The following is a 22,883-nucleotide window of genomic DNA, read 5'->3' as shown; positions in this document are numbered from 1 at the left end:
CAGTCATGAATCAGCACATGATGCCAAAGCTCAACCGCCGCGCCTTCGTGATCGGTACGGCGACCGCCGGTGCCGGACTGGCGCTCGGCTTCGACTTTCCGTTCGGGCCTACCGTCGTGCGTGCGGCCGACGGCTCGCCCGAGGTCAACGCGCCTGAAGTCAACGCCTGGGTCGTGATCCGGCCCGACGACACCGTGGTTATCCGCGTCGCCCGTTCCGAGATGGGCCAGGGCTCGCTGACCGGCCTCGCCCAGCTGGTCGCCGAGGAACTGCAATGCGACTGGTCGAAGGTGACGACCGAATTTCCGACGCCCGGCCAGAGCGTCGCGCGCAAGCGCGTCTGGGGCGATTTCTCGACCGGCGGCAGCCGCGGCATCCGCAGCTCGCAGGATTATGTGCGCAAGGGCGGCGCCGCCGCGCGCATGATGTTGATCCAGGCCGCCGCCAACGACTGGAAGGTGCCGACCTCTGAATGCACGGCGGCCAACAGCGTCATCACCCACTCACCGTCCGGACGCACCACCACCTACGGCAAGGTTGCGGAGGCAGCCGGCAAGCTCGAGCCGCCGACCGACATCAAGCTGAAGGATCCCAAGGACTGGACCATCGCCGGCAAAGGTGTGAAGCGGCTCGACACTGCGGACAAGACCACCGGCAAGACGATCTACGGCATCGACGTCAAGCTGCCGGGCATGCTGAACGCGGCGATCAAGGACTGCCCGGTGTTCGGCGGCAAGGTGAAGAGCTTTGACGAGGCCAGGATCGCCGGGATGAAGGGCGTGAAGAAAGTCGTGCAGGTCGGCGACAGCGCAATCGCGGTCGTTGCCGACACCTGGTGGCACGCCAAGACCGCGCTCGACGCACTGCCGATCGTCTGGGACGAGGGCGACAACGCGATGGTCTCCAGCGAGACGATCGCGAAGTGGCTGGCCGAAGGTCTCGACGATGGGCAGCCGGCTTATGTCGGCAACAGGAACGGCGACGCGAAAGCAGCTATCGCAGGCGCGGCCAAGAAGATCGAGGCGATCTACAGCTACCCCTACCAGAACCACGCCACGATGGAGCCGATGAACGCGACCGCGCTCTACACATCAGACAAATGCGAGGTGTGGTGCGGCACCCAGAATGGCGAGGCGGCCTTCGCCGCGGCGCTCGAGGCGTCAGGCCTGCCCGCGGAGAAGGTCGACGTGCACAAGCTGATGCTGGGCGGCGGCTTCGGCAGGCGCGGCATGACCGACTATGTCCGCCAGGCGGTCGCGATCGCCAAGCAGATGCCGGGCACGCCGGTCAAGCTGCTATGGTCGCGAGAGGAGGACATGCAGCACGGCAAGTATCACCCGGTCACGCAGTGCAGGCTGACCGGTGCGCTCGATGCCGACAACAACCTGACCGCCCTGCACTACCGGCTGTCGGGGCAATCCATCCTGTTCTCGGTGCGCCCGGAAGCATTGCAGAACGGCATGGATCCGGCCGCGTTCCAGGGCGTCGCCCAATCCGGTGAGGCCGCGATCGGCTATTCTGTGCCGAATTTGCTGATCGAGCATGCGATGCGCAATCCGCACGTGCCACCGGGCTTCTGGCGCGGCGTCAACGTCAATCACAACGCGATCTATATGGAATGCTTCATGGACGAACTGGCCCAGGCTGCCGGCCAGGACCCGCTCGAGTTCCGCCGCAAGCTGATGGGCAAGCATCCCAAGAATCTCGCGGTGCTCAATGCGGTGGCCGAGAAGATCGGCTGGGGCACGCCGGCGCCGCAAGGCATCTCACGCGGCATCGCGCAGGTGATGGGCTATGGCAGCTATGTTGCCGGCGCCGCCGAGATCTCGGTGACCGACGGCAGCAGGATCAAGGTGCACCGCATCGTCGCCTCCACCGATCCCGGCTATGTCGTCAATCCGGCGCAGGTCGAGCGGCAGATCGCGGGCTCCTTCGTCTACGGCCTCAGCGCGCTGTTCTACGGTGGCTGCACCGTGAAGGACGGCCGCATCGAGCAGACCAACTTCGACAATTACAACTCGATGCGGATCAACGAGATGCCGAAGGTGGAAGCGGTGATGGTGCCAAGCGGCGGGTTCTGGGGCGGCGTCGGCGAGCCGACCATAGGCGTTGCGGCACCGGCGGTGCTCAACGCCTATTTCGCCGCGACGGGAAAGCGGATCCGTACCTTCCCGCTGCGCAGCCAGAACATTACCTTCGCCTGATGAAACGAGAAGCGGCGGCCTGACCGGCCGCCGCTTCCCTTCGGGATTATCATGCATGACTGTTCCGCGTCATCGGACGCGCAGGGATGTCGTCCGCGGTGCCGCTGCAGTAGCAGCGGCGGCGCTGGCATGCCCGTCCGTCGCACAAGCTGCACCGCGCGTTGCCGTGATCGGCGGAGGCTTCGGCGGCGCGGCCTGTGCGCGGGCGTTGCGGCGGCTCGATCCAAGACTGCAAGTGATGCTGATCGAGCCGAACACGACGTTTACCGCCTGCCCGCTCAGCAATGAGGTGATCGCGGGCTTGCGCGAGCTTCGTGCGCAGCAATTCACCTATGACAAGGTCGCGGCCGACGGCATCGTCGTCGTTGCGCAGGCTGCCAAATCAATCGACGCACAGGCGCGCGCGATCGGCTTCGCCGACGGAGAAAAGTTGTCCTACGACCGCCTGGTGCTCGCACCCGGCATCGAGCTGCGTTTCGACGCCGTGCCCGGCTACGACGAGGCGGCGTCCGTCCAGATGCCGCATGCCTGGAAGGCCGGCGAGCAGACGGTGTTGCTGCGCAGACAACTCGAAGCCATGGACAACGGCGGCCTTGTCGTGATCGCCGTTCCCGCCGCGCCGTTGCGCTGCCCGCCCGCGCCCTACGAGCGCGCCAGCCTGATCGCCCATTATCTCAAGACAAGGAAGCCGCGATCGAAGGTGCTGGTGCTGGATGCCAAGGACAATTACTCCCAGCAGAAGCTGTTCGAGAAGGCATGGGAGGAACTCTATCCCGGCATGATCGAGCGGATCGGGCTGTCGCAAGGTGGGCGCGTGACGTCGGTCGATGCCGCGACCAATGCCATCGTCACCGACTTCGGCAACTATACGGCCGCAGTCGCCAACGTGATCCCGCCGCAGAAGGCCGGTCACATCGCCGAGATATCAGGCACCGCCGATCACACCGGCTGGTGTCCGATCGATCCGGTCACCTTCGCCTCGAAACTCGTGCCCAATATCCATGTCATCGGCGACGCCTGCATCGCCGGCGGCATTCCGAAATCCGCCTCCGCGGCAAGTGCGCAGGGCAAGGCCTGCGCGGCCGCGATCATCAATGCGCTGGCGGGAAAGCCGCCCGAGACGCCCCGGCTCGACGGCGCGTGCTACAACACGGTGGCGCCGGGCTACGCGTTCTCGCTGAAAGGCATCTATCAGCCCAAGGCGGATCAATATGCCGAGAGCGAGGTGACGACGAGCCCGGTCGCGGCGTCGCGGGACGTCAGGCAGCGCGAGGCCGAACAGGCACTGGACTGGTTCAAAACGATCACGGTGGACGCCTTTGGCTAAATCGGCATGGATCGCACTGTTCGGCGCGCTGCTCAGCCTGCCCTGTCCGGCAGGAGCGCAGGGATTGCTGCCCTATACCGTCGCTGGCGACGCCATTCCGGAGCCACTGACCGGAACCCGAGGCGACGCAGCGCGCGGCCGCGCATTGGTCGTCGACCGTTCCAGCACTTGCATCCTCTGCCACAGCGGCCCATTTCCCGAACAGGCGTTCCAGGGCGACGTCGCGCCGAAGCTGTCAGGCAGCGGCAGGCGCTGGTCGGTAGGACAATTGCGGCTGCGTCTGGTCGATGCGTCCAGGCTCAATGCCACAACGATCATGCCGTCCTACTATCGCGTGGACGGCCTCACGCGCGTCGGGACCTCATGGCGCGGCAAGCCGATCCTCTCGGCGGAGCAGATCGAGGATATCGTGGCCTACCTGGCGACGCTGCGGGATTAGGAGAGACGATGACGGATCATACCACGCGCCGCACATTCCTGGGCCTCGCCGGCAGCGCCGCGGTGCTGGGCGCGGTTCCGATCGTGGTCGTGCGGCCGGCCGAGGCAACGCCGGCCATGCTGTCGTCGGCGATCCGCAACATCGTCGGCGAAGCCAATGTTCGCGCCGGCAGGGTCAAGCTCGATATCCCGCCTCTCGTCGAGAACGGCAACACCGTGCCGATGACCGTCAGCGTCACCAGCCCGATGACGGCGGACGATTACGTGAAGAGCATTCACGTGTTCAACGAGAAGAACCCGCAGCCGAACATCGGCAATTTCTATCTCGGGCCACGGGCCGGGCGCGCCCAGGTCTCAACCCGCATCCGCCTCGCCGACAGCCAGAAGGTCACGGCGATCGCGCGACTTTCCGACGACACATTCTGGTCCGCAACCGCCGACGTCGTGGTGACGCTGGCGGCCTGCACCGAGGGAGCGATCTGATGCCCTCAGCCCTGATCAACGTACCGGCCAAGGCCAGGCGTGGCGACGTCATCGAGATCAAGACGCTGATGTCGCACATCATGGAGACCGGCTATCGCCACACCGCCTCAGGCGCCGTGGTGCCGCGCGATATCATCACGAACTTCACCTGCCGCTACAACGGCACCGAGATTTTTCGCGCCGATTTCTATCCCGCGATATCAGCAAATCCCTTCATCACCTTCTTCACGACGGCGACCGAAAGCGGCAAGTTCGAGTTCGAATGGACCGGCGACAAGGGATTTTCGGAGACCGCGTCGGCCGCGATCACAGTCGAATGAAGCTTGCCTTCTGCCTCGCAATCCTGACCGCGCTGACAGGCGCTGCGCATTCGACCGGGATCCCGCAAGCGGAGCGCCGCTCCGGCTACAGCTTCATGACGCCGGATACCAGGGCGATGCAGGACGAGGACACCGCCAATCCGGGCATGCTGTGGGTGCTCGACGGCGAAGCGCTGTGGAAGCGCAAGGCCGGTACCGCCGACAAGGCCTGCGCCGACTGCCACAATGACGCGCGCGTCAGCATGAAGGGCGTCGCGGCACACTATCCCGCCTTTGAGCAGGCGTTGGGAAGGCCGGTTGATCTCGAGCAGCGGATCAATCTATGCCGCACCAATCACCAGCGGGCGGCGCCGCTTGCCTATGAAAGCCGCGAGCTGCTGGCGCTGACCGCTTATGTCGCCGAGCAATCACGGGGCATGCCGATCGAGACCGACAAGGATCCGGAGCTGTCGCCCTTCATCGACAAGGGACAGCGGCTGTTCACGCAGCGGCAGGGCCAACTCAATCTCGGCTGCGCCAACTGCCACGACGATAACTGGGACAAGAAACTCGCGGGAAGCCCGATCACGCAGGGACAGCCGACCGGCTACCCGCTCTACCGGTTGGAATGGCAGTCGCTCGGATCATTGCAGCGCCGGCTGCGCGCCTGCATCACCGGCATCCGGGCGCAGGCTTATGACTACGGCTCGCCCGAACTGGTCGAGCTCGAGCTCTATCTGATGACGCGGGCGCACGGCTTGAAAATCGAAACGCCCGCGGTCAGGCCTTAGCGCTCGGCGAACGCCTTCTCGACCACGAACTGCGCCGGCTCGCCATGATTGCCCTCGACGAAGCCGCGGCCGTTGAGAAGGGTGCGGGTGTCGGCAACCAGCGCCGGCGAGCCGCAGATCATGACGCGGTCATGGGCAGGATCGAGCGCCGGCAGGCCGATGTCCGTGAACAGCTTGCCCGACGTGATCAGATCGGTGATGCGGCCGCGGTTGCGGAAGGGATCGCGGGTCACGGTCGGGTAGTAGATCAGCTGCTCGCGCACGAGGTCGCCGATCAATTCGTCATTCGGCAGCTTCTCGGTGATCATCTCGCCATAGGCGAGTTCCCGGACGCGGCGGCAGCCGTGCAGCAGCACGATTTTCTCGAAGCGGTCATAGGTCTCGGGATCCTTGATCACGCTGAGGAAGGGGGCGAGGCCAGTGCCGGTGCCGACCAGATAGAGGTTGCGGCCATCCTCGAGATTGTCGATCACGAGCGTACCGGTGGCCTTGCGGCTGACGATGATCTCGTCGCCTTCCTTCAGGTGCTGGAGCCGCGAGGTGAGCGGGCCGTCCGGCACCTTGATCGAGAAGAATTCGAGCGTGTCCTCGTAGTTCGCGCTCGCGACGCTATAGGCCCGCAGCAACGGCCTCTCGCCGACCTTGAGCCCGATCATCGTGAATTCGCCGTTGCGGAAGCGGAACGACGGATTGCGGGTGGTTTTGAAGCTGAACAGCGTGTCGGTCCAGTGGTGAACGCTGAGGACGCTTTCCTGGTTGAGATTGCTCATCGTCAGTTTCCTTGACGTGCGGGCCGGATCGGCAGCAAAATCATTCGTACACGATCATTAGTGTACAAATGAATAATCCAACTTGATCCCGACGTCAAGCCGCGGGCAAGATGGGTGAAGAAGGCCTTGAACCAAAAGGAAAAACCATGGCGCACGATGCACCCCAGGCCACCGGTCCGACCAAGCTGGTGATCCGCAATATCGGGCTACTGCTGTCGGGAGCCCTGGAAAGGCCGATCCTCGACGCCGACACGATCGTTGCCGAGAACGGCAAGATATCAGCCATCGGCCGCCTCAAGGACGTCGACACCGAAGGCGCCACCACCATCGTCGATGCCAACGGCACCACGGTCGCGCCCGGACTGATCGACAGCCACGTCCACCCGGTCGCCGGCGACTGGACGCCGCGGCAGAACCAGATCAACTGGATCGACAGCTATCTGCACGGCGGAGTCACCACCATGATATCGGCCGGCGAAGTGCACATGCCCGGCCGGCCGCGCGACGTGGTCGGCTTGAAGGCGATGGCAATCTTCGCGCAGCGCGCGTTCTGGACGCTGCGGCCCGGTGGCGTGAAGGTGCATGCCGGCGCGCCGGTGATCGAATGCGAGATGGTGGAAGATGACTTCAAGGAGATGGCCGCCGCCGGCGTCAAGCTGCTCGGCGAGGTCGGGCTCGGCGGCGTCAAGGACGGGCCGACCGCACGGAAGATGGTCGGCTGGGCGCGCAAATACGGCATCCAGAGCACGATCCACACCGGTGGACCGTCGATCCCGGGCTCCGGCCTGATCGACAAGGACGTGGTGCTCGAAGCCGACACCGACGTGGTCGGCCACATCAATGGCGGCCACACGGCCTTGCCCGACGACCAGATCCGCTGCATCTGCGAAGGCTGCAAGCGCGGGCTGGAGCTGGTTCACAACGGCAACGAGCGCTCCGCCCTGTTCACGCTGCGCACCGCGCGCGAGATGGGCGACCTGCACCGCGTGATTCTCGGCACCGACGCGCCGGCCGGCTCCGGCGTGCAGCCGCTCGGCATTCTGCGCATGGTGTCGCTATTGTCCTCGCTCGGTGACCTGCCGGCCGAGCTCGCCTTCTGCCTCGCCACCGGCAACACCGCGCGGATGCGTGAGCTCGATTGCGGCCTGATCGAGGTCGGTCGCTCCGCCGACTTCGTGTTGATGGACAAGGCGCAGCATTCGCCCGGCAGGAACATCCTGGAGAGCGTGCAACTCGGCGATCTCCCGGGCGTCGGCATGACCATCATCGACGGCATCGTCCGCACCCAGCGCAGCCGCAACACGCCACCGGCGGGCAAGGTGCCGGACATCGTGGGGAAGTAGACAGGAGCGCGGCGGCGATGATGGATTCGCTACCGCAGCCTGCTCAACAGCGCAATCAGCGTGTCGCGCTCCTTGGCATCAAGTGGCGCCAGTGTCTCCCTCGAGATCGCCAGCGCATTCGGCAGCGCCTTCTCGGACAGTTGCTGGCCGGCGCGCGAGAGACTGACCAGAAGGCGGCGGCCGTCATCGGGATCGGGCGACGTCTCGGTCAGGCCGCGCGCCGTCAGGCGGTCGATCACGCCCTTGATGGTCGCAACGTCCATCGACGTCAGGCGCCCGAGCTGGTTCTGCGAGCACGGCCCGGTTTCGGACAGCTTTGACAGCGCCGCCCACTGCGTCGGCGTCAAGTTGATGCCGATGTCGCGGGCGAAGATCATCGCATGCCGCTGCGACACCTGGCGCAGGATGAAGCCGATCTGCTCGTCCAGTACGTAGGCCGGCTTGGCCGGCTTCGCGCTTCGCTTCTGTACTCCGTTCCTTGCCATAACGGCCACCTTTACAGCGACAGATGCGCGTCGCGGATGTCAGGACGCGCGTCGAGCTCGGCCATGGTGCCGCCGAAGCAGATCCGGCCGCGCTCGATGATATAGGCGCGATCCGAGATCAGCCGCGCAAAATGCAAATTCTGCTCGGAAACCACGATGCTGACGCCCTCCTTCTTCATCGCCAGGATCGCGTCGACCATCTGCTCGACGATCTTCGGCGACAGGCCTTCGGAAGGTTCGTCCAGCAGCACCAGCGATGGATTGCCCATCAGGGTGCGCGCGATCGTCAGCATCTGCTGCTCGCCGCCGCTCATCCGTCCGCCCGGACGCCCACGCATCTCGCCAAGGTTGGGGAACAGATTGAACAGCTTGTCGCGATCCCATTGCGGCGCGCCCGCCCGTTTCGGCTGGCGGCCGACCTCGAGATTCTCCTCGACCGTCAGGTCGGTGAAAATGCGCCGCTCCTCGGGCACGTAGCCGAGCCCCCCGCGCACGATGGCATGGGTCGGCTCGCGCGAGACGTCCCTGCCCTCGAACACGATCCGGCCCGAGCGGTTCTCGACCAGACCGACGATCGAGCGGAACGTGGTCGATTTGCCGGCGCCGTTGCGCCCGAGCAGCGCGACCACCTCACCTTCGCCGACCTCGAGTGCGATGTCGAACAGGATATGCGCCGGACCATAGAAGCTGTTGAGGTCGTTCACTGTGAGCTTCATGCGGGCGCTCCCTCGCGGTGGCGCGCGTCGTAGAGCAGGCCCTCGCCGAGATAGATCGCCCGGACCTGGGCATTTCCGCGGACCTCCTCCGGCGAGCCTTCGGCAATCAGCGTTCCGCGGTTGAGCACCAGGACACGATCGGAATGCTCGAACACGACGTCCATGTCGTGCTCGGTGAAGAGCACGCCGATCGACTGCTCGCGCGCGATCCGCGCCGTCAGCCGCATCAGTTCGATCCGCTCGCGCGGCGCCATGCCTGCGGTCGGCTCGTCCATCAACAGAAGCTTCGGCTGGTTTGCGAGCGCGATCGCAAGCTCGAGCCGCTTGAGGTCGCCATAGGCGAGCTCGCCGCAGGGCCGCTCGGCATAAGCCCCCATACCGACGAGATCGAGCAACCGTCCCGCCTCGTCGCGCGCATAGGCCGCGGTCGAGGCCCAGAGATTGAACAGCCGCTCGCCATGCGACACCAGCGCGACCTGCACGTTCTCGCGCACCGTCATGGTCGGGAACGTCGCGGTGATCTGGAAGGTCCGTCCGACGCCCATGCGCCAGATCACGCGCGGCTTCTTTCCGGTGGTCTCCTGATTAAGGACCCGCACGCGCCCGGAGTCCGGAATGATCTGGCCGTTGAGCACGTTGAAGCACGTGCTCTTGCCCGCACCGTTCGGCCCGATCAGCGCCAATATCTCGCCGGCGCGCAGCTCGAACGAGACATTGCGCACGGCATGCACGCCGCCATAGGATTTGGTCAGGCCCTCGACCGACAGCAATGTGGGAGCCATGCTCATTCAGCGGTCTCGATCGGTGAGGCGACAAGCGAGTTCGACGACGAGCTGTTGCGCCGGCGGTTGAGCAGCGTCTCGAACGTGCCGACGATGCCCTTCGGGAAGGCCACGACGATCAGCACGACGAAGGCGCCGAGCACGAGCTTCGACAAGTCGGTCTGGCTGACCAGCCAGATGTTCAGCGCCTTGTAGACGATGGCACCGATCACCGCGCCCGACACCGTCTCGACGCCGCCGAGCAGCACCATGACGAGCGCGTCGACCGAGAGCGAGATGCCCATGTTGTCCGGGAAGACGCTGCCCTTGAGGTAAGCGAACAGCGCGCCGGCCAGGCCGGCCACGGTGCCGGCAATCACGAAGGCGGTCCACTGGATGCGCTTGCCGTTGATGCCGATCGCTTCGCTGCGCAGAGGAGAGTCTCGCGTCGCGCGCAGCGCGAAACCGAACGGCGAGAACACGATGATGCGGAGAATAACCACCGCGAGCGCGGCGATACCCAGCGACAGCCAGTAGAAATGCGACGGGCTCGCCGCCCAGCTCGAAGGCCAGACCCCGAGGATACCGTTATCGCCGCCGGTGACCGACACCCACTGGAACGCGATCGACCAGACGATCTGCGCAAAGGCAAGCGTCAGCATCGCGAAATAGACGCCGGAGAGCTGAACCGCGAAGAAGCCGAACACGGCGGCGCCAAGCAGTCCGAGCAGCGGGCCAAGCACGAGGCACCCGATCATCGGCAGCCCCGCCATCTTGGCAAGCAGCGCGACGCCATAGGCACCGAGCCCGAAATAGGCGGCATGACCGAACGAGGCAAGCCCGCCGACCGACATCAGGAAGTGCAGGCTGACCGCGAAGATCACGAAGATCGCGATCTCGGAGCCGACCGTGAGGACGTAGTTGCCGCCGAACAGCGGCAGCGCCGCCGCGATGAGCAGCGCGGCGATCGCCGCGAAGCGCTCGTTCGTCGTCAGCGGCCGCCACGGATTGACCGTCAAACCCGGCGTGCGCCGCGCCGGCGCCTCGGGCTTGCCGAACAGTCCCCAGGGCCGCACGATCAGCACCACCGCCATGACCAGGAACACCAGGATGATGGAGATCTTCGGAAAGATCAGGATGCCGAACGCATTGAGCTCCGACACCAGCACGGCCGCGACGAAGGCGCCGGTGATGCTGCCGAGGCCGCCGATCACGACGACCACGAAGACCTCGACGATGACCCGCAGATCCATCGCGTGATTGACGGCGTCGCGCGGAATCTGCAGTGCGCCGCCAAGCGCGGCCAGGAAGACGCCGAGCGCAAACACGCTGGTGAACAGCCATTTCTGGTTGACGCCGAGCGCTGCGACCATGTCGCGGTCCTGTGTCGCGGCGCGCACCAGGATTCCCCAACGCGTCCGCTGGAACAGCAGCCAGAGGACGCCGAGCACCACGGGCCCGAGAACGATCAGGAACAGATCGTAGCTCGGGATGTTCTGGCCGAAGAAATCGACCGCGCCCTTGAACCCCGGCGCGCGGCGACCGAGCAGATCATCCGGCCCCCAGATCAGCACGACGAGGTCCTCGACCATCAAGGTCAACCCGAAGGTCGCGAGCAGCTGGAACAGCTCCGGCGAATGATAGATCCGGCGCAACAGCACCATCTCGACCAGCACGCCGACCGCTGCAACCGCCAGCGCTGCGGCTACGACGCCGCCCCAGAAACCGAATGCGCCGTCGAAGCGCTCGGTCAAGGTAAAGGCGACATAGGCGCCGAGCATGTAGAACGCGCCATGCGCGAAGTTCACGATCCGCGTCACGCCGAAGATGATCGACAGGCCGGACGCGACCAGGAACAGCGACGCCGCGCTGGCAAGACCGGTCAGGAACTGGACGACGTAGAAAGCCATTGGCGGTCCGCGTTGGAGTGTCATTCACCTCGCCCCGCCTGCGGGGAGAGGTCGAACTCAAGCGTGAGCTTTCGGATGAGGGGGACTCTCCACACGCTCATTCGCGGAGAAAGCCCCTCACCCCAACCCTCTCCCCGTAAGAACGGGGAGAGGGAAAGATTCTCAGTCCTTCGGCCGCATCTTCTCGACTTCGGCATCGCTGGGCAGATAATCCGATCCCTTGCGGTAGGACGCATCGACCATGATGCCCTTGCCGTCCTTCAGCGCGGTCTTGCCGACGAACGCGCCGAGCGTCGACTGATGGTCGATCTTGCGGAAGGTGATCTCGCCGAACGGCGACGGCACGGAAATGCCTTCGGCCGCAGCGATCAGCTTCTCCGGATCGGTCGAATTGGCCTTGGCGAGGATCGCCGCCGCCGACTTGATGGTCTGGTAGCCAACGATCGAGCCGAGCCGCGGATAGTCGTTGTACTTGGCCTGATAGGCTTTCAGGAACGCCTCGTGCTCCGGCGTCTTGATCGAGTACCAGGGATAGCCGGTGACGATCCAGCCTTCCGGCGTCTCGTCCTTCAGGGGATCGAGATACTCCGGCTCGCCGGTCAGGAAGCTCACCACCTTGCGGTCCTTGAACAGGCCGCGCGTGTTGCCCTCGCGCACGAGCTTCACGAGGTCGGCGCCAAACGTGACGTTGAGGATCGCCTCCGGGTTGGCGGCGGCAACCGCCTGCACGACCGGCCCTGCGTCGATCTTGCCCTGCGGCGGCCACTGCTCGTCGACCCACTGGATGTCGGGCCGCTTCGCGGACATCAGCTTCTTGAACACTGCGACCGCCGACTGGCCGTACTCATAGTTCGGCGCGATCGTCGCCCAGCGTTTGGCGGGAAGCTTCGCGGCTTCCTCGACCAGCATCGCGGCCTGCATGTAATTGGAGGGGCGCAGGCGGAACGTGTAGCGATTTCCCTTCGACCACGTGATGGCGTCGGTCAGCGGCTCCGCGGCGAGGAAGAACACCTTCTTCTGGTTGGCGAAATCACTGACGGCAAGGCCGATATTGGAGAGGAAGGTGCCCGCGAGCATCGCGACATTCTCGCTCGAGACCAGTTCGTTCGCCGCGGTCTGCGCATCCGCCGGCTTGCCGCCGTCATCCTTGGAGATGACGACGAGCTTCTTGCCGTTGATGCCACCGGCAGCGTTGACCTCTTCCACGGCGAGTTGCCAGCCCTTGCGATAAGGCTCGGTGAACGCCGGCAGCAGCGAGTAGCTGTTGATCTCGCCGATCTTGATCTCGCTCTGCGCCATGGCACTGCCGGCCATGGTCGCGACCGCGATCGCCAATCCTGCCCCCACGAAATAACCACGCATCCCGTACCTCCAGTTGTTCCTCAAACAGATCATCGCAAACCGTCTTCGCCCTTGATCTCGGCAACCGTCAGCCCGCCGACCCGCGGCAGCGGCCGCCCGCTGTCGGTGACCGCGACCGCCACCATGATCTCGTTGGCCCGCGGCGCGTCGTTGACCTGCACCTCCATGCCGTCGAAATGGCTGCGCACGAAGGCTGCATCCTTGTGCCCGAGCGGAATATCGAGCGTCGTGCCCGGTCCCGAGCGCTTCTTCGACGACGGGATCAGCGCTGCGCCCTTGGAGAGCACCTTCCGCACCGGCGCGCCCATCTTCGGATGCAAGATGGCGGCGGCGTGCTCCAGTTCGCCGTTTTCGCCGACGGCGGCGGCCTTGCCGTAGCTTTGCGCCGTGGATCCCTCGATACCGAGCGCGGCGACTGCCCGCTTCGACAGCAATTCGCCGAGTTCCTCGCCAATCGCAATCAGTGGCGAGAGGTCCTCCACATAGCGGCCAGCGAAGGGATTTTCGATCACGGCGATCGCGGCGGCGCGCCGGGTCGGCGGAGCGATGGTCCTGCCCATCTCCAGATGGGTCTCCTCGACCACGGTGACGATCTTGCGAATGACAGCGCTCATCTTGGGTTCGCTCCCGGTCATGCCCGCAGCATGTTGTCTATCGTTTGTCCCTGAACCGCATGCGATTCCGGCGCATCGCTCCCGGTTGCACCGACCAGCCGCGTTTCGCCCAGTAGACGCAATGCTGCACCCTCGATCAATCCCGACATCAGGAGGTCTTGCGCCCGCGCGGCGCCGGCCTCCAGGGCCCGTTCGATCTCGGCCTCCGACAGTTCTCCGACGTCGCGGGTCACGAACCGCGCACCGAGATCGCTATCCGGCTGCAATTCGTTGGCGGGAAGGCGCCGGATCGCCGGATGACCAGGCAAATCGACCGCGTTGGCGATCACGGTCGCCGCGGCATCCGCCTGCGCCGCGGTGTGCCCCAGCACCGTGACGGCATCCGCAATGCCGAGCGAGAAGCTGCGGCCGTGACGGCCGCTGGTCGCGATGCCGCGGACCGGCGAGTCGGCATCGACGGTCATCGTCCGCATCACGCCGTGGCGATCCGGCCGGTCCATCAAGCCGATCGCGAACCGCTCACCATCGGCCAGATGCAGCGCGATGTCGCCGCCATTGTTCACGTAAGCGCGATCAAGCTGCGCGGCCTGCAACATCGCGCCAAGGATTTCCTCGGCGACGGAGCCCGCCACCGCCGCCATCGGCGTGATGAAACCATCGGCAGCAAACGGCGCGACCGCCGCATGCATGCGACGCGCGACCACGCCCTTAAGCGCGCAGCGCCGTGGATCGGCAGCACTGCGCAATTCGCCGAGTTCGGCGCAAAGCCCGTCAAGCAACCCGGTGAAGCGCTCGGCCGCAGCGTGATAGGCCGCACGAATGTCGGTCTCCGCGCCCTTGGCCTCGATAACCAGATCGATCGGACCGTCCTGCAAATGCAGCCGCTTGCCGTCAGGAAGAAGCGCGATTTGCGGGAGCCTGGTCATGTGCGACGCCCGGAAACATGGGGAATCGGGCGAAGCTCGGCGCTGTCGCGCAGCGAGGACAGCGGCCGGACAAAGTCCATATGGCCGCCGAGTGCCGCATAATCCGACAGCCTCATCGTGAACTCGATCGGCGCCACCAGCGCGGGTGTCGGGACATAGCCGAACGCGCCGGCCGGCATCTGCGTGACATCGACCATGAAGGTGATGCCGCCGCCCGGCCAGACGTAAACAGGCGCGCCGCCACTGGTCACCCGCGTCAGTGCGTCCTTTACCGAGCGCGTCAGCCGCACCGGATTATCGGTGACGCCGGCGCGCAGCGATCCGCCCGCGCCGCCCATGAACAGCACGGTGCACAGCGCCGGCTCGCAATTCTCCTGGATGCGCTCGACTGAGAACTTCAACTCCGCCGGCATCTCGGTCTCGACCGGATTCAGCGCCTCGTCGAGCACGTAGTAGGAGGCATGCTCGCCCGTGGTCGAGACCATCAGCATGGTGAGCCCGGGCCGCGCCTCCTTCGGATTGAACGGCCCGAGAATCGATAGCGGATTGGAAATGTTGGTGCCGCCCCACCCCGTGCCGGGATCCGCGACCTGGAAATAACGGCCGGGCGTCGAGCGCCGTCCCTTCATCTTGATGCCGGTGTCGGCGATGTCGAGCAGCTTGCCGGCCTGATGCTCGCTCAGCACGCCAGTGATGTGGTCATCCACCACGACGACCTCATCGACCTTGCCGTGCCACTGCTTTGCGAACATGCCGATGGTCGCCGATCCGCAGCCGACCCGCATCCGCTCTTCCGCCACGCCATTGACGATCGGCGGCTCGCCGGCCTGAACCACGACCGTGGCGCCGCCATCGATGGTCAGTTCGACCGCCTTGCAATTGGAGAGGTCCATCAGCGTGTCGCAGGTGACGCGGCCTTCCTTCTTCGAGCCGCCGGTCAGATGATGCACGCCGCCGAGCGAGAGCATCTGCGAGCCATATTCGCTGGTCGTGACGTGGCCGACCGCCTCGCCGTCCGCACGGACCGCAGCCGTCTCGGGACCGAGATAGCGGTCGGTGTCGATCTTCACCTTGACGCCGCAATAGGAGAAGATGCCCTCGGTCACGACCGTGACCATGTCGACGCCGTCGACCTCCGACGACACAATGAAGGGCGCCGGCTTGTAGTCGGGGTAAGTGGTTCCCGCGCCGATCGCCGTGACGAAAAGATCGGGCTGCCGGACGATCTTGCCGTCCCAGTCGCCGCTCACCTGGAACGGCACCAGCTTGCCGCCATGCGAGACCGTGCGCTCCAGCACGACGTGCGGATCGACACGCACCAGCGTGCCGTCATGATTGGCATAGCGGTCACATGCTCCGGCCGCGCCCGGCTTGATGTAGCACATCACCGGACAGGCATCGCAGCGGATCTTGTCGCCGGCGGCGACGGTCATTGTGTCAGCCATCGTGACCAAGCCTGGACTTGTGGCGGCCGAAGATCATACTGCGCATTCGGCCCCCTGACCATATCATTCGTATACGAATGATCCTGCGCGCGAGGCGATGGCCTGTCAAGCGGCGTTCGCGCCCAAAACGGCCCCTGCACGAAGAATCGCCGAGTTGCCTAGGCGCCCTGTTCATAAAGCGTGCACGCGCTGCAGCGCGGCATGCCGCCGCTTGCACGTTTGTATACAAACGTTATCCTCGTCAGCGCTTTGACACTGGGCGTTGCGGCGCAAACACGAGGGGAGAACCAGGGCGATGCGCCTGACCGTGAACGGCAGGATCCATGATGTCGACGCCGCTCCCGACACCGCATTGCTCCATGTGTTGCGCAACGATCTCGCATTGAACGGACCGAAATATGGTTGCGGGCTCGGCGAATGCGGCGCCTGCGCCGTGCTGATCGACGGCGTCGCCGCGCGCTCCTGCGTGATTCCGATCGAAGGCTGCGAGGGCCGCGGCATCGTAACACTCGAAGGCCTCGGCACGCGCGCGCATCCCGATCCGGTGCAGGAAGCCTTCATCGCCGAGCAGGCCGCGCAGTGCGGTTACTGCCTCAACGGCATGATCATCACCACCAAGGCGCTGCTCACGCGCAATCCGGCCCCCTCCGAGCACGAGGTGCTGGAAGCGCTGCGCTACAATCTTTGCCGCTGCGGAGCACATATCGAAATCGTCCGTGCGGCGATGCGCGCCGCCGGCCACGCGCTCGAGGCACGCGATTGATGACCGGCGCGGAGCAAGGTCAGCGCGGCTCGTTGTCGGTCGTCCGTCGCACGAGTTCGAGCACCGATGGCGCACTCGAGACCTTCATCACCATCACCTCGGACGGCGCGGTGAACGCCTACAACGGTCACGTCGATCTCGGAACCGGCATCCGCACCGCGCTCGGGCAGATCGTTGCCGAAGAGCTCGACGTGTCGTTTGCCCGCGTCGTCGTGATCCTTGGCGACACCGCCGTGGTGCCGAACCAGGGCGCGACGATCGCGAGCGAGACGATCCAGATATCAGCCGTTCCCTTGCGCATGGCCGCCGCACAGGCGCGCCATTTCCTGATCGCGCGCGCGGCCGGGCGGCTCGAATTGCCGGCCGGCGAGCTTGCGGTCGAAGACGGACTGATCCGCGGCCACGACAACCGCAGCCTCAGCTATGGCGAGTTGATCGCGGGCGAGACTATCCGGCTCGAGCTGGCCGACGACGTTCCGGTCAAGGCCATCAGTGCCTATTCCGTGGTCGGCAAATCCGTTCCACGCGTCGACCTGCCTGCAAAGGCCACCGGCGAACTCGTCTATGTCCACGACGTCCGCCTGCCCGGTATGCTGCACGGCCGCGTCGTCCGCCCGCCCTATGCCGGCGTCGATGCCGGCCCGTTTGTCGGCACCAGCCTGATCGCGGTCGACGAGGCGTCGGTTCGCGATATTCCCGGCATCGTCGCGGTGGTGCAGATCGCGGATTTCGTCGGCGTCGTCGCCGAGCGCGAGGAGAATGCGATCAAGGCGGCGGCGCAGCTCAAGGTCAGCTGGAAGCCGGCGCCGGCGCTGACCGATCTTACCGACATCGAGAAAGCGCTTCGCGCAAACCCGTCGACGCCGCGCACACTGATCGACAAGGGCGATGTCGACGAAGCGATCAGGGCAGCCACCAAGCCGATGCCGCGGACTTACATCTGGCCGTACCAGATGCACGGCTCGATCGGCCCATCCTGCTCGGTTGCCGATTACGGCGACGGCGCTATCCGCGTGTGGTCCGGCACGCAGAACCCGCACATCCTGCGCGGTGATCTCGCGCTCCTGATCGATCGGCCCGAGACCGAGATCGAGGTCGTCAGGATGGAGGCGGCCGGCTGCTACGGCCGCAACTGCGCCGACGACGTCTCCGCCGACGCGCTGCTGCTGTCGCGCGCGGTCGGCCGCCCCGTGCGCGTGCAGCTGACGCGCGAGCAGGAGCACGCCTGGGAGCCGAAGGGCACTGCTCAGCTGATGGACGTCAATGGTGGGCTCAACGCCGATGGCAGTGTCGCCGGTTACGACTTTGCCACGCGCTACCCGTCGAACGGCGCGCCGACCCTGGCGCTGCTGCTCACCGGACGGATCGCGCCTGAAGCGGCCGTGTTCGAGATGGGCGACCGCACCGCGATCCCACCCTACGATTTCGAGAATTTGCGCGTCGTCGCCAACGACACGCCGCCGATCCTGCGCGCATCCTGGTTCCGCGGCGTCTCGGCGCTGCCGAACACCTTTGCGCATGAATCCTATATCGATGAGCTTGCCGCCGAAGCCGGGGTCGATCCGATCGAATACCGGCTGCGCTATCTGAAAGACAAGCGGGCGATCGACCTGGTCAATGCAGTCGCCGAACGCGCGGGTTGGACGCCTCGCATGGTCCGGCAGGATCCCGAGGCGGAGGGCGATATCGTCAACGGCCGCGGTTTTGCCTATGCACTCTACGTGCACAGCAAGTTTCCCGGCTATGGCGCAGCGTGGTCGGCCTGGATCGCCGACGTCGCCGTCAACAAGTCCACCGGCGACGTCAGCGTGACCCGCGTCGTCGCCGGGCAGGATTCCGGATTGATGATCAATCCGGATGGCGTGCGGCACCAGATCGAGGGTAACGTCATCCAGTCGACCAGCCGCGCGCTGATGGAGGAAGTCTCCTTCGAGCGCGGTGCGGTGACGGCGCGGGAATGGGGCGCCTATCCCATCATCAAATTTCCTGACGTGCCCAAGATCGACGTGCTGATGCTGCCGCGGCAGGATCAGCCGCCGCTCGGCGTCGGCGAGTCCGCATCGGTGCCGAGCGCCGCTGCGATCGCGAATGCGATCTATGACGCGACGGGCGTACGCTTCCGCGAATTGCCGTTCACGCCGGAGCGCATCCTGAAGGGCCTGCGCGGCGAGCAACCGGTTGTGCCGGCGCCTCTCCCCCCGCCCGCGCCGGCGGGTCCGCTCGACAGTTGGCAAAATCCGTTCATCAAACGCGGCGGCATGCTCGCCGGTGTCGCGGCCCTGTGCGCCGCGGCTATCGGCATCGGCGCGGCCGTGCTGCCGTGGCGCGCAATCGCGCCGATCGCCCGGCCCGACGCATCGGTCTATTCCGTCGCGACGATCGCCCGCGGCAAGGAACTCGCGGCGCTCGGTGCATGCGCAATCTGCCACACCTCCGATCATGGCGTCCCGAATGCCGGCGGCCGACCGCTCGAGACACCGTTCGGCACGATCTACACGACCAACATCACGCCCGACGTCGACACCGGCATCGGCGCCTGGTCTTACCCTGCGTTCGAGCGCGCGATGCGCGAGGGCATCCATCGCGACGGGCGCCATCTCTATCCCGCATTTCCCTATACGCATTTCGCGAAGGCTGACGATGCCGACTTGCAGGCGCTCTACGCCCACCTGATGGCGCAAGCGCCGGTGCGTGCCGAGACGCCGAAGAACGCGCTGGCCTTCCCGTTCAACCTGCGGCCGCTGCTTGCGGGATGGAATGCGCTGTTCCACGAACCCCGGATCTTCCAGGCCGATCCAGCGAAGTCGGAGACATGGAATCGCGGCGCCTACCTGATCGAGGGTCTCGGCCATTGCAGCGCGTGCCACTCGCCCCGAAATGTGCTGGGCGCCGAGCGGCAGAGCGCCTATCTCGCCGGCGGCCTCGCCGAAGGCTGGGAGGCGCCGGCGCTGACCTCGCTGTCAAAGGCGCCGCTCCCCTGGAGCGAGGACGAGCTTTACGCCTATCTGCGAACCGGCGAATCCCGCTTCCACGGCGTTGCGGCCGGGCCCATGGCGCCGGTCGTGAAGGAGCTCGCCGCGCTGCCCGACAATGACATCCGCGCAATGGCCGTCTACCTCGCCTCTTTCAACAAGGCCACGGCCGACCGGACTGCCATGGAGGCTTTGGCGGCTCGGATCGAGACCGACACCGCGGCGACCATTGCCGCCTCCACGGGCGCGCGGATCTACCAAGGCGCCTGCGCGGTCTGCCACGAGGTCGGCGGACCGCCTTTGTTCGGCAGCCGGCCGTCGCTGGCGCTGAACAGCAACCTCCACAGCGACCTGCCTGACAACCTGATCCAGGTGATCCTGCACGGCATCACAAGGCCGGCGGTCACCGATCTCGGCTACATGCCGGCCTTCAAGGACAGCATGACCGACAGCCAGGTCGCCGAGTTGGTCTCCTATCTCAGGCGGCAATTCGCCCCCGGCAGGCCTGGATGGGCCGATGTCGGCGCAACGGTGGGCCGTATCCGCCAGAACATAGCGCGCTGACCTGCCATATTCCGCCCGAAACCCACTGGGCGGCCGGCGCCCGGCACGCTACAGTTCCCGCATGACGGTCACAGATATTGCAACCCGGACCTACAACCACGGCTGGCGGCTCGACCCGATCGTGCGCAGCCTGCTCGACACCGATTTCTATAAGCTATTGATGCAGCGGATGATCCGGGAATGCTACCCGGAGACGCGTACGACCTTTTCGGTCATCAACCGCTCGACCCATATCCGGCTCGCCGAAATCATCGACGAGGCCGAGTTGCGCGCCCAGCTCGACCATGCCCGCTCCATCCGTTTTACCAAGAAGGAGCTGATCTGGCTCGCCGGTAACACGTTCTACGGCAAGACCCAGATGTTCTCGCCCGACTTCATCAACTGGCTCTCGACCTTCCAGCTGCCCGAATATGAGCTGAAGAAGGTCGACGGCCAGTATGAGCTGCATTTCCACGGGCCGTGGACCCACACCACGATGTGGGAAATCCCGGCGCTCGCGATCCTCAACGAGCTGCGCTCCCGTGCGGCGACCAAGGAATATGGCCGCTTCGCGCTCGACGTGCTCTACGCCCGCGCCAAGGCCAAGTTGTGGACCAAGGTCGAGCGGCTGCGCAAGCTGGAGGGCTTGCGCTTGTCCGATTTCGGCACACGCCGCCGCCACGGCTTCCTTTGGCAGCGCTGGTGCGTCGAGGCCGTGAAGGAAGGCCTCGGCCCATGCTTTACCGGCACGTCGAACGTGCTCCTCGCGATGGACAACGATCTCGAGGCGATCGGTACCAACGCACACGAATTGCCGATGGTGGCCGCTGCGCTCGCCAATTCCGACGAGGAGTTGCGCTGGGCGCCCTATCGCATCCTCGACCAGTGGCGCCATACCTATGGCGGCAACCTCCTGATCGCCCTGCCCGACGCGTACGGCACCAAGCCGTTTCTGCGCGATGCGCCGGAATGGGTCGCGGACTGGACCGGCTTTCGTCCCGACAGCGCGCCGGCGATCACCGCGGGAGAAGAGATCATCAAGTGGTGGAAGCAGAAGGGCCGCGATCCCAAGGAGAAGCTTCTGGTGTTCTCCGATGCCATGGATGTCGGCTCGATCGAGGAGACCTTCCACCACTTCAAGGGCCGCGTCCGCGTCAGCTTCGGCTGGGGCACCAACCTCACCAATGATTTCGTCGGCTGCGCGCCCGACGGCTCCGCCGAGCTCGACCCGATCTCGATCGTCTGCAAGGTGACGTCGGTCGACGGCCGGCCGGCCGTGAAACTCTCCGACAATCCGGAGAAGGCGACCGGCATCCCGTCCGAAGTCGACCGCTATCTGCGCGTGTTCGGCAATGTCGGCCGTGTTCGCACCGCAGTTCACGTCTAACAATCCGACAGACCGATCACTTTCACCGACTGACACGACGAGCTTCGCATGCCCGCACCCAAGCCGCCTGCCTTCGAAACCCTGAGCCTGCATGCCGGCCAGCGCCCCGATCCGGTCACTGGATCGCGTGCAGTGCCGATCTACCAGACCACGTCCTACGTCTTCCAGGATGCCGACCACGCCGCGGCGCTGTTCAATCTGGAACGCGCCGGCCACATCTACACCCGCATCTCCAACCCGACGACCGCGGTACTGGAAGAGCGCATCGCCGCGCTCGAATGCGGTGTCGGCGCGATCTGCACCGCAAGCGGCATGGCAGCGATGCATCTTGCGATCGCGACGCTGCTCAACGCCGGCGACCATATCGTCGCCTCCGCCTCGCTCTATGGCGGCACCATCAACCTGCTGGCGCACACGCTGCCGCGTTTCGGCATCACGACCACGTTCGTGAAGCCGCGCGCGCTCGACGAGTTCCGGGCCGCGATCAGGCCGAACACGCGGCTCGTGATCGGCGAGACCATCGGCAACCCCGGGCTCGAGGTCCTCGACATCCCCGCGGTCGCGCAGATCGCGCATGACGCGAAGATGCCGCTCCTGATCGACAACACCTTCGCGACGCCCTATCTGAGCCAGCCGATCGAGCTTGGCGCCGACATCGTGATGAACTCGGCGACCAAATGGATGGGCGGCCACGGGATTGCGATCGGCGGCGTCATCGTCGACGGCGGCCGGTTCGACTGGCGCGCCTCCGGCAAGTTCCCGCAGCTCACCGAGCCTTATGCCGGCTATCACGGTATCGTCTTCGACGAGCAGTTCGGCAAGGCCGCCTTCATCATGCGCGCGCGCACGGAAGGATTACGCGATTTCGGCGCCTGCCTGTCGCCGACCAACGCCTTCCAGCTGCTGCAGGGTATCGAAACGCTCGGCGTGCGCATGGACCGTCACATCAGCAACACCCATGCGGTGCTGGACTTCCTGACAACCAGCAAGGCTGTCGACTGGGTGTTGCATCCGTCGCTGGAGAGCCATACCGATCATGCGCTCGCCAAGAAGCTCCTGCCGCGCGGCGCCGGCTCGATCGTCAGCTTCGGCATCAAGGGCGGCCGCGCCGCCGGCAAGAAGTTCATCGAGTCTCTGAAGCTGATCAGCCATCTCGCCAATGTCGGCGACGCCAAGACGCTGGTGATCCACCCCGCCAGCACCACGCATCAGCAGATGGACGCCGGGCAGCTCAAGGCCGCCGGCATCGGCGAGGAACTGGTGCGGCTCTCGGTCGGCATCGAGACCGTGCAGGACATCATCGACGATCTCGGCCAGGCGCTGCGCGCCTCGCAAAGGACCTGA

Annotated in this window: 20 protein-coding genes; 11 read left to right on the top strand and 9 right to left on the bottom strand. The window is 65.4% G+C overall.

Translation table 11 applies throughout. The features are described from left to right. Positions 1–5 precede the first annotated feature (5 nt). The 6 genes from JQ586_RS10720 to soxA are packed head-to-tail and all read left to right on the top strand — an operon-like array spanning position 6 to position 5,542. The gene (locus tag JQ586_RS10720) at positions 6–2,204 is read left to right on the top strand and encodes a molybdopterin cofactor-binding domain-containing protein (RefSeq protein ID WP_212394499.1); all 2,199 of its coding nucleotides are present in this window, start codon (positions 6–8) and stop codon (positions 2,202–2,204) included. A 55-nt stretch (positions 2,205–2,259) separates the two neighbouring features. After that, the gene (locus JQ586_RS10715; protein ID WP_212394498.1) at positions 2,260–3,531 is read left to right on the top strand and encodes an FCSD flavin-binding domain-containing protein; all 1,272 of its coding nucleotides are present in this window, start codon (positions 2,260–2,262) and stop codon (positions 3,529–3,531) included. Beyond that, positions 3,524–3,970 (top strand): sulfur oxidation c-type cytochrome SoxX, encoded by a 447-nt coding sequence (gene soxX / locus JQ586_RS10710; RefSeq protein WP_249147457.1) that lies wholly within the window; start codon positions 3,524–3,526, stop codon positions 3,968–3,970. Before JQ586_RS10715 ends, soxX begins: the two co-directional genes overlap by 8 nt. An 8-nt stretch (positions 3,971–3,978) precedes the next feature. Further along, positions 3,979–4,452, top strand: a complete 474-nt coding sequence (locus tag JQ586_RS10705; RefSeq protein ID WP_212394497.1) for a SoxY-related AACIE arm protein — start codon at positions 3,979–3,981, stop codon at positions 4,450–4,452. After that, positions 4,452–4,772: a thiosulfate oxidation carrier complex protein SoxZ gene (soxZ, locus tag JQ586_RS10700; protein WP_212394496.1), complete on the top strand. Its 321-nt coding sequence runs from the start codon at positions 4,452–4,454 to the stop codon at positions 4,770–4,772. Before JQ586_RS10705 ends, soxZ begins: the two co-directional genes overlap by 1 nt. Beyond that, on the top strand, positions 4,769–5,542 hold the full coding sequence (soxA, locus tag JQ586_RS10695; RefSeq protein WP_212394495.1) for a sulfur oxidation c-type cytochrome SoxA: 774 nt from the start codon (positions 4,769–4,771) through the stop codon (positions 5,540–5,542). The genes soxZ and soxA overlap by 4 nt, the downstream gene beginning before the upstream one ends. On the opposite strand, the gene JQ586_RS10690 is transcribed toward soxA, so the two are convergent. Continuing rightward, positions 5,539–6,312: a ferredoxin--NADP reductase gene (locus JQ586_RS10690; protein ID WP_212394494.1), complete on the bottom strand. Its 774-nt coding sequence runs from the start codon at positions 6,310–6,312 to the stop codon at positions 5,539–5,541. The genes soxA and JQ586_RS10690 overlap by 4 nt on opposite strands. 146 nt (positions 6,313–6,458) lie before the next feature. On the opposite strand from JQ586_RS10690, the gene JQ586_RS10685 reads away from it, so the two are divergent. After that, positions 6,459–7,655, top strand: a complete 1,197-nt coding sequence (locus tag JQ586_RS10685) for an amidohydrolase family protein (protein ID WP_212394493.1) — start codon at positions 6,459–6,461, stop codon at positions 7,653–7,655. Between the two features lie 29 nt (positions 7,656–7,684). Here the strand turns inward: JQ586_RS10685 and JQ586_RS10680 are convergent, their stop codons facing one another. The 8 genes from JQ586_RS10680 to JQ586_RS10645 all read right to left on the bottom strand — a co-directional run bounded on the left by JQ586_RS10680 (position 7,685) and on the right by JQ586_RS10645 (position 15,874). After that, positions 7,685–8,140, bottom strand: a complete 456-nt coding sequence (locus JQ586_RS10680) for a MarR family winged helix-turn-helix transcriptional regulator (protein ID WP_212394492.1) — start codon at positions 8,138–8,140, stop codon at positions 7,685–7,687. 11 nt (positions 8,141–8,151) lie between these two features. Then, positions 8,152–8,856, bottom strand: a complete 705-nt coding sequence (locus tag JQ586_RS10675; RefSeq protein ID WP_212394491.1) for an ABC transporter ATP-binding protein — start codon at positions 8,854–8,856, stop codon at positions 8,152–8,154. Next, the gene (locus tag JQ586_RS10670) at positions 8,853–9,644 is read right to left on the bottom strand and encodes an ABC transporter ATP-binding protein (protein WP_212394490.1); all 792 of its coding nucleotides are present in this window, start codon (positions 9,642–9,644) and stop codon (positions 8,853–8,855) included. Before JQ586_RS10670 ends, JQ586_RS10675 begins: the two co-directional genes overlap by 4 nt. Beyond that, positions 9,641–11,527, bottom strand: a complete 1,887-nt coding sequence (locus JQ586_RS10665) for an ABC transporter permease (RefSeq protein WP_212394489.1) — start codon at positions 11,525–11,527, stop codon at positions 9,641–9,643. Before JQ586_RS10665 ends, JQ586_RS10670 begins: the two co-directional genes overlap by 4 nt. 162 nt (positions 11,528–11,689) lie before the next feature. Next, a complete protein-coding gene (locus tag JQ586_RS10660) occupies positions 11,690–12,889 on the bottom strand; it encodes an ABC transporter substrate-binding protein (RefSeq protein WP_212394488.1) in 1,200 nt (399 codons plus the stop codon). A 29-nt stretch (positions 12,890–12,918) separates the two neighbouring features. Further along, entirely contained in the window at positions 12,919–13,503 is a 585-nt protein-coding gene (locus JQ586_RS10655; protein WP_212394487.1) for an amino acid synthesis family protein, read from the bottom strand. Positions 13,504–13,520: 17 nt separating this feature from the next. Further along, positions 13,521–14,429 (bottom strand): UPF0280 family protein, encoded by a 909-nt coding sequence (locus JQ586_RS10650; protein WP_212394486.1) that lies wholly within the window; start codon positions 14,427–14,429, stop codon positions 13,521–13,523. Beyond that, positions 14,426–15,874, bottom strand: a complete 1,449-nt coding sequence (locus JQ586_RS10645) for a 6-hydroxynicotinate reductase (RefSeq protein ID WP_212394485.1) — start codon at positions 15,872–15,874, stop codon at positions 14,426–14,428. Before JQ586_RS10645 ends, JQ586_RS10650 begins: the two co-directional genes overlap by 4 nt. A 295-nt stretch (positions 15,875–16,169) precedes the next feature. On the opposite strand from JQ586_RS10645, the gene JQ586_RS10640 reads away from it, so the two are divergent. From JQ586_RS10640 to JQ586_RS10625, 4 genes are all read left to right on the top strand, one after another. Beyond that, entirely contained in the window at positions 16,170–16,637 is a 468-nt protein-coding gene (locus JQ586_RS10640) for a (2Fe-2S)-binding protein (protein ID WP_212394484.1), read from the top strand. Then, positions 16,637–20,173, top strand: coding sequence for a molybdopterin cofactor-binding domain-containing protein (locus JQ586_RS10635; protein ID WP_212394483.1), 3,537 nt, complete (start codon positions 16,637–16,639; stop codon positions 20,171–20,173). Before JQ586_RS10640 ends, JQ586_RS10635 begins: the two co-directional genes overlap by 1 nt. 61 nt (positions 20,174–20,234) lie before the next feature. Beyond that, complete coding sequence (pncB, locus tag JQ586_RS10630; protein ID WP_212394482.1) at positions 20,235–21,539, top strand: nicotinate phosphoribosyltransferase; 1,305 nt, start codon at positions 20,235–20,237, stop codon at positions 21,537–21,539. A gap of 48 nt (positions 21,540–21,587) precedes the next feature. Continuing rightward, positions 21,588–22,883 carry an O-acetylhomoserine aminocarboxypropyltransferase gene (locus tag JQ586_RS10625; RefSeq protein ID WP_212394481.1) on the top strand — a complete coding sequence of 432 codons (1,296 nt, stop codon included), beginning with the start codon at positions 21,588–21,590 and terminating at the stop codon, positions 22,881–22,883.

This window comes from Bradyrhizobium jicamae (genome assembly GCF_018130215.1).
Classification (GTDB): Bacteria; Pseudomonadota; Alphaproteobacteria; order Rhizobiales; family Xanthobacteraceae; genus Bradyrhizobium; species Bradyrhizobium jicamae_A.
Note: the sequence above shows the minus strand (reverse complement) of the source record. Positions and strands in the feature narration are given on the sequence as shown.